The organism is Candidatus Bathyarchaeia archaeon (genome assembly GCA_038873195.1).
Taxonomy (GTDB): Archaea; Thermoproteota; Bathyarchaeia; order Bathyarchaeales; family Bathycorpusculaceae; genus DSLH01.
The window spans coordinates 333,119-349,388 of record JAVZEV010000001.1; the positions used below are offsets into that span (position 1 = coordinate 333,119).

The following is a 16,270-nucleotide window of genomic DNA, read 5'->3' on the forward strand; positions in this document are numbered from 1 at the left end:
CGATAGATTAACGTAAGTTTTAAAGAGAAATCCATGAAGCATTGATAAATCATTTGTGAACTCTGAATCTGAATTCAAAAAGTCAGAGAGAAACGAGCTTGTTTAGGCTTTAATTTTCTCCTTTTCTGAAAAACTTTGCTTGGCTGCCTCAACATAACCAATAAAGGAGAATTCTTTGTTTTCTTCCCATTTAAGCGGTTCGCCTATTTTTCCGTAAAGGTTTTTCATTATCAGAATTTCTATGAAACGAGCCCCTAAGCCGAAAATTTTCTCTAAGCCTTTTGCGAAATCGTCAACGCGGTTGGGAATTTCGCTTTTTGCTATTTTAAATTTTTTTTCAAGGTGGAAATAGATTGCTTGTCTAACTGATTCACCAAGGGATGCTAAGGCCTCATCTACAGCCTCGAGCATAACTTTTTCGAAAGTTGTTTCCTTCAACTTTTGGGCTCCTTTTAGGGATATAGCCGGGTAATCTATTTTGCGATGCTTATAAATAAATTCGTTGTGGATTTTTAAATTTAATCCTAAACTACGCTGTTCTTTGACTCGGAGTTTGAATCGGATTAAAATTTTTCCGTTTTCTCGTTTGCGTCTAAAAATTTCCATCAAATTGTGGAATTACTCGCTTTGCGAACTTTTTCTCCAAGCAAACTTAGTTCTTTGGCATAATCCATTAAAGCCATTCGTAATGTTTCACTTTCGCTTATTCCAAGTCTCTTTGCCAGTTCTTCAAGGATTCCTCTCTGTTCTTTGCTGAGAACCACTTTAACGATGCATTTTCTAGGCATTGGGAATCACTTTTTAGGCTTAAGTCCACTCGCTATGACTGTAGATTGGTCTACGCGAGGGTTACTGTGTTGTGCAATTCGCCTTTTCATTTTCTTCGTATATTAGTTTGGTGTTAGTTGTGCGAGGTTGATGTGAAATTGCCTTGGGAAACAAGTACCGATTACATACGCAGCGGGCATCGCAGCCCAGAAGAATTCCAGCAGGACACTCTGCGCACTATCGTGTTAAGCGCAGAAGAAGGAATCAGAGCCATTGTTGGCAAGCCTAAAGGAAAGCATCCAATGGAAGTTCAAAGCTACCTATTTGAAGTTTCTAAGGGATGGACGCTTGAGAAAGCCAAAAAATGGTTCGAAAAGCATCAGCCAGTTAAGGAGCATGTTTCCGCTATTTTGCCATTCAAAGTTTTAGAAAAAATGGTTGAAAAGCCTTTGCGGATTCGCGGAGTGGCCATGACTGCGGGCATCAGCCGAAACTTTAATATCTACAAGCCCGAAGAGCTTCAAGATTTCGCTGAGAAACTTGTTTCGGCGCCGGTCTATGTTGAACATATTACCGTACCTAATGCAGTCGGAAAAATAGTCAAAACGGAATGGGACGGGCGAAACCTCTGGTACGAAGCTGAAATTTATGACGAGGAAACTGCAGAGAAAATTCGCAAGGGCTTAATTAGACACGTGAGTGTTGGTGCAGATTATGAAACAATAGACATTTTGGATGGCAAAATCCCGCATGGCTTGCACAATGCAGAATTAAGCCTTGTGGCTGTGCCTGGAATTCCAGAAACAAATATTCAAATCATGGAAAAACTGCAAGTTAAGGAACAAACATTCGAGCCGATAATTGCTGGCGAATATGTTCTTGGCTTTTATCAAGACATCTCAGCATTTTTGCCCGAACATTTTAGCACCGTTTGGCTTGACAAGGAAAACGGCATTTTGGCTATCATTGGCAAGTTGCGTGCAGAGCCTGAAACACAAAGAGTTCAAAGCATCTTTTTCTCTAAAGCGAAGATGTGGGACGAAACCAGAATTCGCGACTGGTTTCTTTTGCATCCGCAATACATGACCCAAACAAGCGCTCCACGAAATTTTGCGGAAAGTTTACTGAAAAACCAGAAAGCGGCTATTCCCATTGAAGATGTAATAAAAATGGTTCAAAATGTTTTGCCAAGTTCCATGGTTGAGAGAAGTTGGGGTTTAGGTCCGCAGAGAATGTGCCAAGAACTTCGCAGCGTCATCTTCAAACTTCAAAGGAGGCTAAACAGTGATGGATAATCAAGAGAAACGCGTCTATGAATTAGCCAAAAAAGCAGTTCTCTCAAATGATTTGCTGACTCAATGGTTAATTAACATTGAAGAGAGACTTCGCAAACTGGAATCTTTACAGTCACTGAACGTGACTTGGGAAGTAAGCAAGGCTGAGCTTGCTGAAACCAAAATTGAAAATGTGGAGTGAAAATTTTATGGCAGATAATACAGGCAAAACTTGGATGAGCATAGGCGAAACAGATGACCCAAACGCAATAATTGAAACTTTCGAAGCTGCAGCGACAATAACAAAAGGAGACCCGGTTTACTTAAGTGCTGACGACAAGGTTAGCCCAGCGTCTTCAGCTCAAGATTGCATAGGCATAGCTGTCAAAACCGTTGCTTCAGGGCAGCCGTGTCCAGTTCTCGTTCGAGGCAGGGTCAAAGTTAAGGTTGGCGGAACCGTAACACGTGGCAAAGCAGTGTACGGTGGAGATGCGTCCAAAAGAATACTTCAGCTGACAGACCAGGCAGTAAATGAAGGAGGCACGAGCACCTACACTATTTATTACAACCGCAAGCTTGGAACCGCACTAGAATCTGCTTCGGCAGCTGACGACTTAATCTTCATCGTGGTAGGGAAGTGATTATGAATGAAGCCTAAACTTTTCGAAAGCCTCATGCAATCAGACTTTGAATTCAAGCAGCTCATGGAAGACCTAAAGCATAAGACAATCACTCACCCATTCCTAAAGCGATACTGCGAAGTCGGCATCAAAGAACGCTTGTTCAGCGATACGGCAAACGCGTTGGGACACATGCATGACACGCTCGTGCAGGCCGCAAATCCTGAAATGATAGGCAGAGACATAATTACGGTTAGACCAACAACCGAAACCATGGAAAGATTTCCACTCGACGAGAGAGCAGTTGCATATCGCTACGCAGAAGGCGCATACACAAGATTGAACGGCAAGAAAATCAGCACCGTGGACATATACACTAACATTGTCGCTGAAGCCTCTGAAATGTGGACGAGAGAGTTTTTGGAAGACGCTACATGGAACGTTATGGACAGTATGACGGAAAAAGTGGGCAGAGCACTCGGCGAAAACGAAACAAACAAGATACTGGAACTTTACGGCGCAATAGTGAATGCTGATTTAGCCGGTGGAGCACCAATCGATAATGCAGGCGCAGCACTAAACTGGTCTGGATTGCTCAAGCTGCATAATGCAGTGAGAGGTGAAAACTGGCGTCCCACAGTTTTGGCAGTGAACGAAATTCAGCTACATCAACTTTTGAGCGACGACAAATTCATCCACGCACAATACTTGCCCTCAGAACAAGTAGACCTTGAACGCGGCGTTATAGGCAGTGTTCTCGGAATGAAAGTCATGGCAAGCACATTAGTGCCTAACGGAACAGCCTACGCAATCGACACCCGCGTGGCAGCGGTCATGCTTCTGCGAAGAGACGTCACGGTTGAAGATTGGGCAGACCCGAAAACAGGCGAGTTCGGCGTGAGAGCAACAACAAGATTCGGCTTGGGAATCTTGCGAAGCAAAGCAGTAGCCAAAATGACCAACATTAGCACGTCCCTATAAGCGTTTTCAGGCTAGGATGAAAATGGCAACTTTTGAAGGCAAATGTCTCTCATGCGGAAAAGTTTACTACTCAAAACGCAAGAGCGACATAATCGTTTGCGATTGCTGGCAACACTGCCCCTTATGCGGCACCGAAATGACACGGTACACGCCAGACACTGCTTCAAACACTTACGGCATGGACAACAAGCAAGACTTACAGGTTCTGATGGTTTGCACGCTTCACAATCCCCCATTTTTTAGCGCACAGAAACCAATGGAGGTTGTTTGCACTTGAGAAATTTGCATGAAAGATTAACTCTCGCAAAAATCGTATTGAAGGAGCTCAGCAGACAATCCTTAGGCAGAACAGAACTGGAAAAACGCACTGTTAGAAAACTTGGCACACACGCCACTTTTGAAGGCATATTTGCGTATCTCGTGCGGAACGGCTACGTGCAGAAAAGCGAACAGAAACACCGCGCGCCTTACGTGATTACTGAAAAGGGACTTAAGCTTTTGGAGGGTTTACAGTGAGCAAGGTTTTGAAGCGGCTTGTTGAGGCTTTTTCGCTCAAAAACAGAGGCGGCTACGCTTCTCCACAAGCATCCATAGTATATGAAACGCCCACTATCCCATTAGCTGATGTGATGAAACTTTATGAAAGAGACCCAGCATGCAAGGCAAGCGTTGACCTTCTTGCAGCCTCAGCTGTTGGCATGGGCTTTTACACGACTGTGAACGAAAATTACGAGAAGGCTACAGAAGCAAAACGTGTCATAGACCAGTTTAACGAAAATGTGAATTTGGATGCTTTGCTCTGTGACATGGCGCGTGTATTAATCGCTTGTGGAAACGACTTTTGGCTTAAAATCACGCCGCAAAATCTCCACAGGCTAAGTAGGCTTTCAGTGGACGCCGTAGAACGCATCGAGCAAAACTACATACAAAATAGTGGTTTAAAGATTCCCTATAAAGTAGAAGGCTACAAACTTCGCTACGCTTATGGCGGAGAGACTCTCAGGCCTGAAGCAATTATTCATTGGCGCATTAACAATCTTAACCCGTCTGGCTTTGGACTTGGCATTCTACAAGTCTTGCTTCATACTTTAACGATTAACAATGATAAGAGACCCGCATACGCTTGGATAAAAGCCAAAATTGAACGCATCATGCCAAAAATCTTCGAAAAATATGCGGGACCAGATGTTTTGGCTTTACTAGAAAAGGCGGATGAGGAAACAATCCAAAAATTCGAGAGAGCCATCAAAAGCCGAAGCGAAGAAGGCGCGTGGCTGTTCTACAGCGGAAAAGGAGACATAAAACCAGTCGCTCTTGACCCGCGAGCCCGCTTTGAATACTACATAGACCATTTGATAAACCAGTTTTATCTTGGATGCGAAACACCCTTGCCTCGGCTTTTCAGCACTCCGGCTTTACGGAAGCCTCAGCTCGAGCTGCCTTGGACTTGCAAAACATGCTAATTAAGCCTATTCAGCGTTACATTAAGCGCCAAGTTGAACATGACATTTTCAATGTCGTATTAACTCAGTCTGGATTAGACCCGTTGAAGGCGCAGGTTCGACTGAACTGGGGCGCTGAAAAAACACCTGAAATCGTAACGGCTGACATGTTGAAAGCCGCAGAGCTTGGATTAATCCGTCCTGAAGAGTTCCGCAGAAACGCTGTGAAGTTTGGCTGGATTCTTTGGGAAAAAACGCAGCCCGAAACCTCTCTGGAAGGTGCAGCAAAATGACGCCTCTTTCTTGTTCTCCTTTCCCCTCTCAACTGAAATGCCACATACATCTTCCAAGAGGCGGGAAACTCGCTTTCAAAATCACGCCAAACATTTCCAGAAGGCGTGTTAGGAGGTGAAAATAGAAAAATGGTGAGCATTAACCGCAAATTGGTTGTTGCGGGTTCCAGCGGCTTCGTTTTGGGTTCCATAATGTGGTTCATTGGTTCTGTGGCGACGACTGTAATGACAAGTCTGCCAGTTTTGACGCCGTACGTTGCCTTCATCATAGGCTTCGGAGGAGCGATAGCCGCGACGCTAAGCGAAGACGCTAAACAACAGTAAACCCGCATTTTCTCTATTCCTCCCTTTTTAGTTTATGCACAAAACCGTTTGAGTTGGGTTGCATGATGGTTGAGCCTCCTTGGAGTCAATATGACCAAGCGTATAAGCGCATACACGATAGGTTAGTGGAAATTCTCGCGAAACTGTCAAGCGTGAACGTGAATACTCCGCCTGGAGAATCCAACTACATTTTTGATGGTGGTGTCGCCGCGCCTTCAGCTGCAGGAGAACTAACAATTTTGACGGTTACACCTTCCAACGGCGAAACACGTTATGTTACGGAAGTTATAGGCGGAGGAAATGTGAAAGGCTACGTTACGATTTACTGGGGTTCCACGGTTAAGTGGCGCGGACGCTTCTTGGCAGACGCAAGCGTTGGTCAGCAGTTTAAGACTCCGATTAAAGTTGTCGGTGATGGCGCAACACAATTAACTCTTAAAGTTTACGCAGCTGCAACGGGAAACGTTGAAGCTTTTTTGGGGATGACTTGGTAAAGTGTCGCAGCAAGTTGTTACGAAAAATCCTACTTCAACCACGACAATTGTTGCTGGATGGACTAACCCACAAAATGCTTATGCAAGCGATAATGCAAGAGCATCGGCGAACATAGAAAATGCAGAACAAGAGTATGGCGGATATGGCTTTGCGGTTCCAGAAAATGCGACGATAAATAAGGTTGAGGTTGGATTGGAAGGCTATACAAGTGCTGGAGAACAATTGGATGTCAAGATTTATGACGGTTCCTCGTGGTATGCCAAAACAGCGTTAATAAGAAGCGGCGAACAATTGGAATGGTTAGATTTCACTGCATATACGCAGTGGATTCCAGAAAAAGTGAACGCTGTTAAAACGAGAATCGTTTTTAGAGGCACGAGTGGAGGAGGCGACACTTGCTATCCAAAAGAAACCTTTCTTTTATGTGTTGATGTTGACAGAAACTATCTTCTTAAACAATGCAACGAAATCCAGTCTGGAGACATGGTTTTAGGCTACAGAAAAGACCAAGGATACCATTGCTGTCGCGTCGTAAACGTGGAAAAACATGAGGGCGAATTTGAACTTTTAAAAATAACCGTGGACAAGTCTCCAATTGTCAAAGGCGCAGACGTAAGTAAACTGAAGGACTTCAAACCATGGAAAGAATACATTTACGTTACTCCCAACCATGAAGTCTGCAGTCCTACGCATGATGGCAGAACAAAATGTGGAGAATTAAGAGAAGGAGACTTACTGGTTGACTTACATTTGGGACGAATGATAAACGTGCCCATCATAAAAATCGAAAAATCAAAGTATAAAGGCACAGTTTACAATGTGAAGTTAGAACTACACTACGAGGATTTCTTCTACTTCATAATAAGCCTAGAAAAGGAACACGTAAAAGTATTAGAGAAACTTCTAGGCAAAAATTGGAATTTTTTCAAAAATGTCGAATTCGCCTTGATTGGTTTGGCGATAAAAACGTGGTATGTTGACTGGTTACCCGTGAGAGTAACTTACACTGAAGCAACATCAATGACTGGTTACAGCACAAAAATGAGCTTGACAAAAACCGGAAACTAAAAGGACAGCTTTTAACAATTTTTAAATCTAAAACATAATAATAGCATAGAGGAGACGTTTTGCAGAAAAGATATTTGAAGCTCTTGTTGATTACCTCTTTCTTAAGTGTTCTAGTAAATGTGCACTTGAAGAATACGACTGCTCATTGCTGGAGTAACGGAGGATACTCTGCGACTCCAGAACATCCTGACTATGGAACTCACGATTGGATTGCGCAACACGTTTTAGATTGGCTACCAAACGAAGAAAAACAGTACATCTTAGACAATTTAGCCACTTATTTGTATGGCACCGAATTACCAGACAATGGTAACGCCCCAGACGGTATCGGCGACACAACAACACACCACGTTTATTACTGGGCAAACAGAAGCATGCAAGACGATGCCGCAGCCGTTCGAGCACAGACTGAATACAACAACGCAGTCAATTACATGCGAACTGGTAACATAGCAATGGCGGTAAAGACGCTGGGAATTATGAGCCATTACATTGTTGATGTCGGCGTGTTCGGTCATGTGATGGGCAGCGGAACAGATTGGGGCTCGGAAACTCACCACAGCGATTACGAAACTTACGTAAACGAGAGAACAAACGCTTACAACGACGAATTTAACGCGTTTCTCAGCTTTGACGGAGCTTTAGAGAGCATTTCCGCCTATAACGCTACTTTAACGCTTGCCCACGACACAACATTCGATGCAAATGGCAATTTGACATGCGTTTGGATGGATCAAAACTACAACTGGAACAACCTCACATTTCGGAACCGCTGTGGAGAATCACTTAACTTGGCAGTAAACTTGATCGCTGACGTTTTACACACGTTCTACGCAAGTGAGATTGTCTCTGAATTCTCTCCCCACACAATCACAGTCATCTTTGTATTTACCACTACCGCGGTTATTGCGTTGTGCATTAAGAGAAAGAAAATATGTTAGCACAACATGCAGGGCAATCAAATAAAGAGGTTCGCCACAAGCCCTAAAATTTTGTCTCGCATATTCAACAAAGCTTTTGTTTTCTTTTTCCCCGTTGGAGTTAGCACGTAACCTCTTTCTTTCTCTGACTGCACCTCTCTAACTAGCTTATTTTCTTGCAGCTGATTCAAGCAAGAATAAACCGTTCCAAGAGTTATCGGCACGTTAAATCTTCTCTGGATATAAGAGAGAATCTCATAGTCACTCAACATTCCGTTTCTGAGCTTTAGTAAGATTAAAGCATCAAGGAAATCCATGACGACTCGTTTATGAAATTGCGTTAGAATCTCTGATTCCAAGTTGCGCACCTACAGAAGTTACTTCTATAAGTATTTTTCATATAAACCTTTTTCACTTTTCACCGCACTATATTTTATTTGCAGTGCAAAAACTAAAAAAGGAGGTGAGGCAATAGATGAAGTTGAAGAATGCCATCGCGATCCTCTTGGTTGTCTTAGCCGCAACAGCCATAGTCAGTGCAGCTACGCTGGCCTTCAAAGGAATCGCTTTATCCAGAAATACGACAACATATGCAAACAAGGAAACGTCACGTGCTACAGGCTTTAACGGTGCAGTAGAACTGTTAGGCGACGAGAGAGGTGGAGGATGGCCTTAAATTGAAGATTAACTTTAAAGTATTTAAAAAACTACAACATTATCTAGTAGGGAGAACAAAAGATGAACAAAACGTTTGACCTCTTGGATGTTGAAATATTAGAGTGCCTCGGCGAATATGGACCAAGAAACATCTCACAAATAGCTCGAAAACTTGGCGTACCAATAGAAACAGCGCGGAAAAGAGTGAAACGCTTAATCTCTCGATTTTCTATATCTTTTCACGCGAATGTTTATCACACGAATATTGGGCTTAGGAAAGCGTTTGTTTTTGCTGATGCTGTGCCTGGTTATGAAGATGTGCTTTTTAAGAGTTTGAAAGCCAATGATTTTTGGCTTTATGTTGGTCGTTGTTACGGTAGGTTTGAGGGTTGCTATGGAATCTACGCCATTCCAAAAGAGCACACGCCAGAATTTGAACAGTTTGTGAGTCAACTGGAAGCGACGGAGATTGCGAGAAACGTGCGGCTGGTGTGGTCCACGTGTTTGTATTCTGCGAATTTAACGGGGAACTGGTTTGATTTTGAGTCTGGGCAGTGGGTTTTTCGTTGGGACAAGTGGATGGAGGAGATACCGAACGAGAAAACCAGTTTGCCCTACACTTTAGTTGAGTCTAAAGATTTTCCACTCAAGGCTGACTATGTTGATGTTCGTATTTTGGCGAAGTTGGAAGTGGATTCAAGCGTTAGTTTTCGTGAACTTGCAAAAATTGTTAATTTGACGCCGGAGGCAGTGGCGTATCATTTTAAGAATCATATTTTGAAGCGTGGTTTGCTTGAGAAGTCTCAGGTTTTCGTGTTGCCTTTTGATAAGTCGGCGTCTGACTTTTTTGTTTTTATCTTCAAGTTTGACGATAGTGCTGGTATGGCGCGGTTTGCGTCTTCTTTGTTGGATAAGCCGTTTTTGCATTCGTTAGGGAAGGTTTATGGTGAGAACGCGTTGATTGCGCATGTGTATCTTCCGAGAAATGAGTTTAGAAGGTTTGTGCGTTGCTTGTCTGAGCTTATTAAGAGAGGATTTTTGCGTGAGTATGAGTATTTGATTGAGGATTTTGATGTGCGGTCTGCGCAGACGATTTCTTACGAGTATTTTAAGGATGGCTCATGGGTTTATGACCACGAAAAGCATATAGAGAAGCTTCGCGAAATTACAAGAAGCACAAAGTTAGGAAAGTTTTAAACGCATGCGCTCTTCTACTCTTCGGTTACCGTGACTTTTTCCACCGTTTTAAGCCATGGAATCTTTGCTGGTTCGTTTGAAAGCTCATTTAGAATGTCCTGTTCTATCTGCTTGTTTCCAGTTAAGGCGCTTTCTTTTACAAGAGCGATAACAATTATTGCTTTTTTAGTCATGTACTCTGCCTCTGAAGAGTCAATATTTTATGCTTTTTGAGAATTTGAATTTTACTCTAGTAAAGGGTTTATGGTCTTTTGTTCTAGCCCTAAGGTTCTTACCAGCTTAAATAGTTAAAAAAGGATAAAGGTAAATGTAAATATGGAGAAGGGAGAATATGAAGAAAATTCTAAAAGTAGCTTTAGCATTGCTTATGATGTCTGTTTGCTTATCAGTACTTGCGTGTGTACCATATTCTAAAGCGGCAACCCCGGAACAGATAGAAGCGTCAATAGTTAAGGGGCTTGAATGGTTAGCCGCACAACAGCAGGCTGATGGTTCATGGCCTACTGATTATTATGTTCGCGTCGGTTACACCGGTATGGCCGTGCTGAAGTTTGAGACACGCGCAGTTGAGTTGAAGAAAGATCCGCTTGATCAAAGCTACGAATACTATGCGCAGGTTAGGAACGGATTGGACTTTATCTTCTCAATGGCTCAATTGGTAGATATTTCCGTTCAAACTCATGGCAACCCAGACTCGAACGGTAACGGCAAGGGAGTAACATTCAACACGGAGGGACGTGAAGGTGAAACATACGGCACTGGAATTGCGTCCATGGCCATAGCGGCGAGCACTCACCCAGAAATGGTAGTGTCTGTTGTAGGAAGCCCCGTGGACGGTTGGACGTACAAAGATGTGGAGCAAGACGTTATGGACTGGCTTGCTTGGGGACAGAACGAAGAGTCGAACCCTGGTGACTGGTGGCGCGGTGGTTGGGGGTACGATCCGAACTCTATAGGGTGGTCCGACAACTCCAACTCCGGATATGCATTGCTGGGTTTAGTCTACGCTGAATCGCCTTTGCCACACGGATTCGGATTGACAGTTCCACAATTCGTCAAAGACGAACTAAACATTTGGATAGATTACATTCAAAACGACATCAACGGAGACGATTTGGACGGAGGATCAGGTTACAGCGGCCCTGACGGGTGGGTTAATATTCTCAAGACTGGCACTCTGTTGCAGGAGATGGCGTTTGTCGGCGATACTTTAGCTACGCCAAGAGTGGACGAGGCAATAAAGTACATTGAAAGGCACTGGAACGACCTAAATGGTGACCCTGGTTGGAAATGGAGTTTGCCGACGGTGCATAAGCAAGCCATGTACACGACCATGAAAGGCTTCACAGCGTTCAACATAAAACTCATAGACACTGACGCCGATGGAGCCCGCGATGACGACTGGTTCAACGAGTTTGCAGACGCGTTATTGGCAGAGCAAGCACTCTTTCCTGAGGGCCACTGGAACACAGACGTGTGGGCTGGCGACTATATTATGCCTACTTGTTGGGCGCTCCTCATACTAGAAAAGGCTGCCCCACCAGTAGCAAAATACGACTTGACAGTCAAAGTAGTTGACGCGAACACGTTAGACCCAATTTCTGGAGCGATGGTAACAGCAAGCGGCCCCGAATACCAAGAAGGTTTCACAGGTCTTGACGGAAAAGTGAAGTTCGAAGACATTTTGGCAGGTGGTTATTCAGTAGGTGCTTCAAAAACAGGCTATGTACCAGCGTCGGTGATGGTTGAAGTTTCTGAAGATACAGAAATAACGATTAGGCTTATGCCCGAAGGCCCGCCTCAACCAGTGGGAGGCTATGAAGCACCACCAAACATACTGACATTGATTGCGCCGTGGATATTCTTAGGATTCGCAATTTCAGTCGGAACAATCGCGGTAGCTAGACGCAAAACGAAATACTAACTTCCCTCTTTTTCTTTTTTGTTTATGTTAACATTTTTAGGAAAGCACTCGCATTTTACTGTCACTGATTAACCAAACACAGATGAAAACACATGAAAAGAAGTGCCAGAAAAAAGAAACTTGCATGGAAAAGAGCGTTCAAAAGCAAATGGATGGCATTAACGGTCGTTTCAATACTTACAGGATTGCTAATTTACTATTTCTTCCTTCCGAAAGCACCAGCTGTTTACGAAGCAATACCAAAAACAGCCGCTATAGTTGACCAACTAGCCATGACTCACCCAAACATTGCATTCATCACAAGTGTCAGCGACACATTAACGTCAGCAGGCTTTAGTGTTGACTATTACAATTATTCGGAAGTGACTGTTGATTTTTACAAGCAGTTGCCCTCAAAACGATACAGTCTAATCATCTTACGAGTGCATTCTGGCGTAGGTCAATATTCTGGATTAACCAGCCTCTACACATCAGAACCTCACAGTCAATGGCCACACTACTGGGAACAAATGAACGACGAAGTAGTCGCAGTGGAATACGTCTCAGGCGGTCCAATATACTTTGCAATCACATCCAAATTCGTGAAAAACTCAGACGCTTGCAAAAACTCTATAATAATAATGATGGGATGTGACGGATTAACAGCAACTGACATGGCGACTGCTTACGTTGAAAAAGGAGCAAGAGCCTACATAAGCTGGAACGGTCCAGTATCTCCCGGACACACAGACACAGCCACGGGTGAGCTTATACGAAACTTGGTCTTAAAAAACCAGACAATAGCAGATGCGGTTAACAATACAATGAACGTGGTGGGTTCCGACCCAAACTATCACAGCCAACTGGCTTTTTACCCCACACAATCAAGCAATTATACGCTTCTCAACAGCCCAAGCACTGCTGAAAAACCCTACCGTGCATACATTGTTACAGGATACGCGAAAAAACGGATTAAATAAACCGTCTTTTCTTATTTCTAGCCAAACTCATTGACATGCCTAGAATTGCTATCATCATAATATACAACGCTAAATGACTCACAGAAACTAAAAATGGAACCAACACTTCTGTTCCACCAACAGCCGGATCGTTCACTTTCTGAAGAGACAACACTAAATCATTGTAGTCTCTGTCTCCAGCACCATACAAGTTTTCAAAACCAATCAAAAACATGCTAGGGTCATCGAGGTTTATGTAGATTTTTGCATGCTGCTCTCCATCGGGGTTCTTTCCCGTTTCAGTGAAATATCTGTGCGGTCCCGGCGAAAGCATTGAAAGACCAAATTGTGCATTTGCAGTAAAAGCCCGGGTAATTGGGGGGTTAATATAGCCGGACCCGCCTTCCAGCCCAGCAAAAATTAGGGTTAGTTCGCCTGTCTCTACGTAATAGCGGCTGAGTTCGTTTTCGTCGCGGTACGCTGCAAATTCAGCATATAAGGTTATGCGGTATGTTCCAGATGGAAAGGTTTCGATTGTGGTTGCCGCTATGTTTGTGAAGCCTAGATGAGTAAAGATTTCTATGAGCGTGGCTTCAGAAGCTTTTGCAGGTTTAGTGCAAGCAGCAAAAGTTAAGGAGGTAATAAGGGTTACAACACATATGATTGAGAGTCTTTTTGAAGTGGAAAACTTTAGCATCCTTTCTCCCTTCATTGAAGAATTCAGTACGCACTGATTTATTGATTCTGGAGATATCTTCTAGACGTTTTTTATAGATTTATGTTAGTCTTATTTGCCGAAGAACGCGCATTCTTGCTCTTTTTCTTCAAATAAAAAGCCACAAGGATGATTGCTAGTGAAAAAGCGCCAACGATTGCGGCAATATAGTAAATCAGCATTAAAAATGGATTGATTTCTGGTGGAGGGGCCCATGTTATTTTTATTGTTTTGGTTGACCAAGCATCTGTTATGGTTATGATTTGGTTGTTTGCATCATAATGCCACTTTGTTCCTTCTGCGTAGGAGACATCGTCAATTGTAACGTTTAATGGTTTTTCTCCGAGGATTCTTATGGTTTTTGTTCCGTTGTCAGTTGCTACTATTGTCAACGTGTAGCTTGTGGCGTTGTATTCTAACGTTGTTATGTTTGCCAAGTCGCTTTCCAATATGATATGCGATACTTTGGCGATGGGAATGCTTTGATTTTGCATTTTGTAAGTGATTCCGGAAGCGCTTCTAATGCCATACGCTATTGAAAGATAACTTATGTTTGAGAAATCTTTCAGGTTGAAAGTTGCCCATCCGTCATTGTCTGTGGTTGCGTTTTGAGAAGCATAATTTATTATGCCGTTGTGAACAGGAGTGCCATTATAGAATGTGAGTCGGAGGTAAATTTTGGCGTTGGGAAGGTCGATGCCATATTCTGATAGCTTTAATGCCGTGGTTGAAATGTTATAAAGCTCTTGAGAAGAAGCGATTAAAAGTGTGTAGTTGACTTGTGCTTTTTCTCCATCAAAAGTTGTAATGTTAAAGTGGTAAGTCCCAGCTTGTATTTGATTAAATTCTATTAGCGAAGAGGAATGGTGCTGATTCTTGATTATCGTGCCATTCGGAAATTCCATGTCAATATAATAATTTGTGAAGGGTTCATCATTTGGTTGCAGAACCTGCAGAGTTGGCGAGTATATGCTAAGGTTCACTGATGGGTCACCGTGTTCTGGATTGAAACTGGTGTTTGGGGGCGTAACGTTAGTTCCTTGCCACATTACATCTTCAATGTTGAAAGTACCGTTTTGAAGGTAATATGCGCCAACAAGTAGCCCTTGCAGAGTTGTTCCGTTGGGGCAGTTTAGACTGAAAGTTTGCGGGGGTGCATATAGTGGGTTTCCGTCGCCGTCTTTGAACGTGTTCGTGAAAGAGATGCGGTAGACTTTACATTGGACGTTCACTGTTTTGTCGCTGTCCATTGTTACTGCAAATGTGCCATTCACCCAGTTATCTTGCCATTTCACTTTCACAGTGACGCTGGGCGCAGTTATTTCTGTGAAGTTTGCCCAACCTTCCGAATTCGTTGTCATTGTGTTGTCGAGCCCATCGTTCATGATTATTGTAGCTGAGCTTAATGGCGAGAGCATGTCGTTCATGAAAACCCTTAGGTTGAGTTTTCGTAGGATTCCTGCTTTTAGGCTGCAGTATCGTATGTCGAAGACGTATGGTTGCCCGCGAATCCACATGATTCCAATTCTGGAGCCACCAGTTTGATAGAAGCATGTTAATGAGTCTTCTCGCATGTTAGGCTCTGTTAGCCATGCGGTAGCGTTTTGGTCCCATGCGCCTTCTATGCATTTCTTGTAGTATATGATGTCGTTGTCAGCCCAGAAGCAGTAAAAGTCGCCTTTTGTTTGGTCAATTGAAAGCACTGGAAAGGCTGTTTCGCCTATACCTGTTTCTATTGTTTCTGGCGAACCCCAGCCAGTTTCGTAAGTTCGGTTGAAGAACAGAATTTTGATTGTGGTGCTTACATTTAGGAATGTGAAGTAGACGTTGTTTTCTCGTGCTACTACTGAGTGGGCGAATCTCGTTCTGGCTGGTGACACAGAGGCGGGAGCTATTAATTCTTCGTTTTCGAAGGCTGTTGCGTTCCAGAGTCTTCCTCTGATTGCTCCAATGCTTAAGTAAACTGCGTATACTTTTTGTTGTGTTAGTGGGACTATGGAGACTGCCCAGTTTGGTGCGGATAACGTGGAGAGTTGATATGGGAATCCGGAGGCGGTTTGCCATGTTCCATTGTTAAACGCGGATTTTGTGCAGTTTGGCCAGCGGTCGCCGTTTGTCCCCCATCTGTAGCCTATCCATGGGTAGCCTTCTGAGTCTACTGTTACGAAGGGTTCGTGTAGTTGTAGGGGGTCGGCTACTTCTAGGGCTATTTGTTCGTCTGGTGTGCTCCATGTTATTGTTCCGTCTGGGTTTGGTGTTCCTCTTCTGTATCTTAGGGATTCTGTGGGGATGCCTGTGCTTCTTACGTAGTGGATGTGGATTCCGTCGAACCATGTGGAGAAGACGCCTCCGTCTGGTCCTCCGGGGCATATTGCGGCTTCGGCAGTCCATGTTATGCCGTCTGTGCTTGTTTTGTATTTTATTTCGGCGTGTGCGTAGAAGGCCCAGTATCTGCCGTTGGCGAAGAAGGTTTTGCGTTGGTAAGCTTCTAGGGTGGTTACGTTTTGTGTGTACCATGATATTGTTACGGGTGTGGATTGTGCGGAGGCGTGCTTGGTTTGGTGTGGGTTTTGTGGGAGTTGGATTAGTAAAAGAATTATTGCTGTTAGAAGGAAAATCGCGAGTTTTGTTTTTGGGTTTTTCATTTTGTTTAA

At 43.6% G+C, this 16,270-nt stretch carries 22 protein-coding genes; 16 read left to right on the forward strand and 6 right to left on the reverse strand.

The annotated features are described in order from the left end of the window. Nucleotides 1–102: 102 nt before the first annotated feature. A complete protein-coding gene (locus QXW63_01820) occupies nucleotides 103–438 on the reverse strand; it encodes a hypothetical protein (GenBank protein MEM3460637.1) in 336 nt (111 codons plus the stop codon). A gap of 167 nt (nucleotides 439–605) precedes the next feature. Further along, a complete protein-coding gene (locus QXW63_01825; GenBank protein MEM3460638.1) occupies nucleotides 606–788 on the reverse strand; it encodes a ribbon-helix-helix protein, CopG family in 183 nt (60 codons plus the stop codon). A gap of 138 nt (nucleotides 789–926) precedes the next feature. On the opposite strand from QXW63_01825, the gene QXW63_01830 reads away from it, so the two are divergent. From QXW63_01830 to QXW63_01885, 12 genes are all read left to right on the forward strand, one after another. Beyond that, the gene (locus QXW63_01830; GenBank protein ID MEM3460639.1) at nucleotides 927–2,063 is read left to right on the forward strand and encodes a hypothetical protein; all 1,137 of its coding nucleotides are present in this window, start codon (nucleotides 927–929) and stop codon (nucleotides 2,061–2,063) included. Continuing rightward, on the forward strand, nucleotides 2,053–2,244 hold the full coding sequence (locus QXW63_01835; protein MEM3460640.1) for a hypothetical protein: 192 nt from the start codon (nucleotides 2,053–2,055) through the stop codon (nucleotides 2,242–2,244). Before QXW63_01830 ends, QXW63_01835 begins: the two co-directional genes overlap by 11 nt. Before the next feature lie 7 nt (nucleotides 2,245–2,251). Continuing rightward, nucleotides 2,252–2,683, forward strand: coding sequence for a DUF2190 family protein (locus QXW63_01840; protein ID MEM3460641.1), 432 nt, complete (start codon nucleotides 2,252–2,254; stop codon nucleotides 2,681–2,683). A 6-nt stretch (nucleotides 2,684–2,689) separates the two neighbouring features. Then, the gene (locus tag QXW63_01845) at nucleotides 2,690–3,643 is read left to right on the forward strand and encodes a phage major capsid protein (GenBank protein ID MEM3460642.1); all 954 of its coding nucleotides are present in this window, start codon (nucleotides 2,690–2,692) and stop codon (nucleotides 3,641–3,643) included. Nucleotides 3,644–3,665: 22 nt separating this feature from the next. Then, nucleotides 3,666–3,920 (forward strand): hypothetical protein, encoded by a 255-nt coding sequence (locus QXW63_01850; protein MEM3460643.1) that lies wholly within the window; start codon nucleotides 3,666–3,668, stop codon nucleotides 3,918–3,920. Continuing rightward, nucleotides 3,911–4,159 carry a hypothetical protein gene (locus QXW63_01855; protein ID MEM3460644.1) on the forward strand — a complete coding sequence of 83 codons (249 nt, stop codon included), beginning with the start codon at nucleotides 3,911–3,913 and terminating at the stop codon, nucleotides 4,157–4,159. The genes QXW63_01850 and QXW63_01855 overlap by 10 nt, the downstream gene beginning before the upstream one ends. Next, a complete protein-coding gene (locus tag QXW63_01860) occupies nucleotides 4,156–5,106 on the forward strand; it encodes a hypothetical protein (protein ID MEM3460645.1) in 951 nt (316 codons plus the stop codon). The genes QXW63_01855 and QXW63_01860 overlap by 4 nt, the downstream gene beginning before the upstream one ends. Continuing rightward, on the forward strand, nucleotides 5,085–5,378 hold the full coding sequence (locus QXW63_01865) for a hypothetical protein (GenBank protein ID MEM3460646.1): 294 nt from the start codon (nucleotides 5,085–5,087) through the stop codon (nucleotides 5,376–5,378). Before QXW63_01860 ends, QXW63_01865 begins: the two co-directional genes overlap by 22 nt. A gap of 129 nt (nucleotides 5,379–5,507) precedes the next feature. Beyond that, nucleotides 5,508–5,702, forward strand: a complete 195-nt coding sequence (locus QXW63_01870) for a hypothetical protein (GenBank protein MEM3460647.1) — start codon at nucleotides 5,508–5,510, stop codon at nucleotides 5,700–5,702. Between the two features lie 65 nt (nucleotides 5,703–5,767). Then, nucleotides 5,768–6,196: a hypothetical protein gene (locus QXW63_01875; GenBank protein MEM3460648.1), complete on the forward strand. Its 429-nt coding sequence runs from the start codon at nucleotides 5,768–5,770 to the stop codon at nucleotides 6,194–6,196. 1 nt (nucleotide 6,197) lies between these two features. Further along, complete coding sequence (locus QXW63_01880; GenBank protein ID MEM3460649.1) at nucleotides 6,198–7,265, forward strand: hypothetical protein; 1,068 nt, start codon at nucleotides 6,198–6,200, stop codon at nucleotides 7,263–7,265. A 59-nt stretch (nucleotides 7,266–7,324) separates the two neighbouring features. Then, entirely contained in the window at nucleotides 7,325–8,206 is an 882-nt protein-coding gene (locus tag QXW63_01885; GenBank protein MEM3460650.1) for a zinc dependent phospholipase C family protein, read from the forward strand. Between the two features lie 17 nt (nucleotides 8,207–8,223). On the opposite strand, the gene QXW63_01890 is transcribed toward QXW63_01885, so the two are convergent. Next, the gene (locus tag QXW63_01890; GenBank protein MEM3460651.1) at nucleotides 8,224–8,544 is read right to left on the reverse strand and encodes a hypothetical protein; all 321 of its coding nucleotides are present in this window, start codon (nucleotides 8,542–8,544) and stop codon (nucleotides 8,224–8,226) included. A 116-nt stretch (nucleotides 8,545–8,660) separates the two neighbouring features. Here QXW63_01890 and QXW63_01895 point away from each other — a divergent pair, with 116 nt between their 5' ends. Beyond that, nucleotides 8,661–8,861, forward strand: coding sequence for a hypothetical protein (locus tag QXW63_01895; GenBank protein MEM3460652.1), 201 nt, complete (start codon nucleotides 8,661–8,663; stop codon nucleotides 8,859–8,861). Between the two features lie 62 nt (nucleotides 8,862–8,923). Continuing rightward, complete coding sequence (locus QXW63_01900; protein MEM3460653.1) at nucleotides 8,924–10,039, forward strand: AsnC family transcriptional regulator; 1,116 nt, start codon at nucleotides 8,924–8,926, stop codon at nucleotides 10,037–10,039. A 14-nt stretch (nucleotides 10,040–10,053) separates the two neighbouring features. Here QXW63_01900 and QXW63_01905 read toward each other — a convergent pair whose 3' ends face one another. Further along, complete coding sequence (locus QXW63_01905; protein MEM3460654.1) at nucleotides 10,054–10,212, reverse strand: hypothetical protein; 159 nt, start codon at nucleotides 10,210–10,212, stop codon at nucleotides 10,054–10,056. A gap of 158 nt (nucleotides 10,213–10,370) precedes the next feature. Between QXW63_01905 and QXW63_01910 the strand changes: the two genes are divergently transcribed. After that, nucleotides 10,371–11,963, forward strand: a complete 1,593-nt coding sequence (locus QXW63_01910) for a hypothetical protein (GenBank protein MEM3460655.1) — start codon at nucleotides 10,371–10,373, stop codon at nucleotides 11,961–11,963. A gap of 92 nt (nucleotides 11,964–12,055) precedes the next feature. Further along, the gene (locus QXW63_01915) at nucleotides 12,056–12,922 is read left to right on the forward strand and encodes a hypothetical protein (protein ID MEM3460656.1); all 867 of its coding nucleotides are present in this window, start codon (nucleotides 12,056–12,058) and stop codon (nucleotides 12,920–12,922) included. Here the strand turns inward: QXW63_01915 and QXW63_01920 are convergent. After that, a complete protein-coding gene (locus QXW63_01920) occupies nucleotides 12,915–13,598 on the reverse strand; it encodes a DUF4114 domain-containing protein (protein ID MEM3460657.1) in 684 nt (227 codons plus the stop codon). The genes QXW63_01915 and QXW63_01920 overlap by 8 nt on opposite strands. A gap of 71 nt (nucleotides 13,599–13,669) precedes the next feature. Beyond that, entirely contained in the window at nucleotides 13,670–16,261 is a 2,592-nt protein-coding gene (locus tag QXW63_01925; protein ID MEM3460658.1) for a hypothetical protein, read from the reverse strand. Nucleotides 16,262–16,270: the final 9 nt, after the last annotated feature.

Bases quoted from the DNA above. Each gene is read 5' to 3' on its own strand.
- QXW63_01825 (MEM3460638.1), bottom strand. From the start codon at position 788: ATGCCTAGAAAATGCATCGTTAAAGTGGTTCTCAGCAAAGAACAGAGA.
- QXW63_01875 (MEM3460648.1), top strand. From the start codon at position 5,768: ATGGTTGAGCCTCCTTGGAGTCAATATGACCAAGCGTATAAGCGCATA.
- QXW63_01925 (MEM3460658.1), bottom strand. From the start codon at position 16,261: ATGAAAAACCCAAAAACAAAACTCGCGATTTTCCTTCTAACAGCAATA.
- QXW63_01845 (MEM3460642.1), top strand. From the start codon at position 2,690: ATGAAGCCTAAACTTTTCGAAAGCCTCATGCAATCAGACTTTGAATTC.
- QXW63_01905 (MEM3460654.1), bottom strand. From the start codon at position 10,212: ATGACTAAAAAAGCAATAATTGTTATCGCTCTTGTAAAAGAAAGCGCC.
- QXW63_01900 (MEM3460653.1), top strand. From the start codon at position 8,924: ATGAACAAAACGTTTGACCTCTTGGATGTTGAAATATTAGAGTGCCTC.
- QXW63_01895 (MEM3460652.1), top strand. From the start codon at position 8,661: ATGAAGTTGAAGAATGCCATCGCGATCCTCTTGGTTGTCTTAGCCGCA.
- QXW63_01840 (MEM3460641.1), top strand. From the start codon at position 2,252: ATGGCAGATAATACAGGCAAAACTTGGATGAGCATAGGCGAAACAGAT.
- QXW63_01920 (MEM3460657.1), bottom strand. From the start codon at position 13,598: ATGCTAAAGTTTTCCACTTCAAAAAGACTCTCAATCATATGTGTTGTA.
- QXW63_01850 (MEM3460643.1), top strand. From the start codon at position 3,666: ATGGCAACTTTTGAAGGCAAATGTCTCTCATGCGGAAAAGTTTACTAC.
- QXW63_01870 (MEM3460647.1), top strand. From the start codon at position 5,508: ATGGTGAGCATTAACCGCAAATTGGTTGTTGCGGGTTCCAGCGGCTTC.
- QXW63_01915 (MEM3460656.1), top strand. From the start codon at position 12,056: ATGAAAAGAAGTGCCAGAAAAAAGAAACTTGCATGGAAAAGAGCGTTC.
- QXW63_01910 (MEM3460655.1), top strand. From the start codon at position 10,371: ATGAAGAAAATTCTAAAAGTAGCTTTAGCATTGCTTATGATGTCTGTT.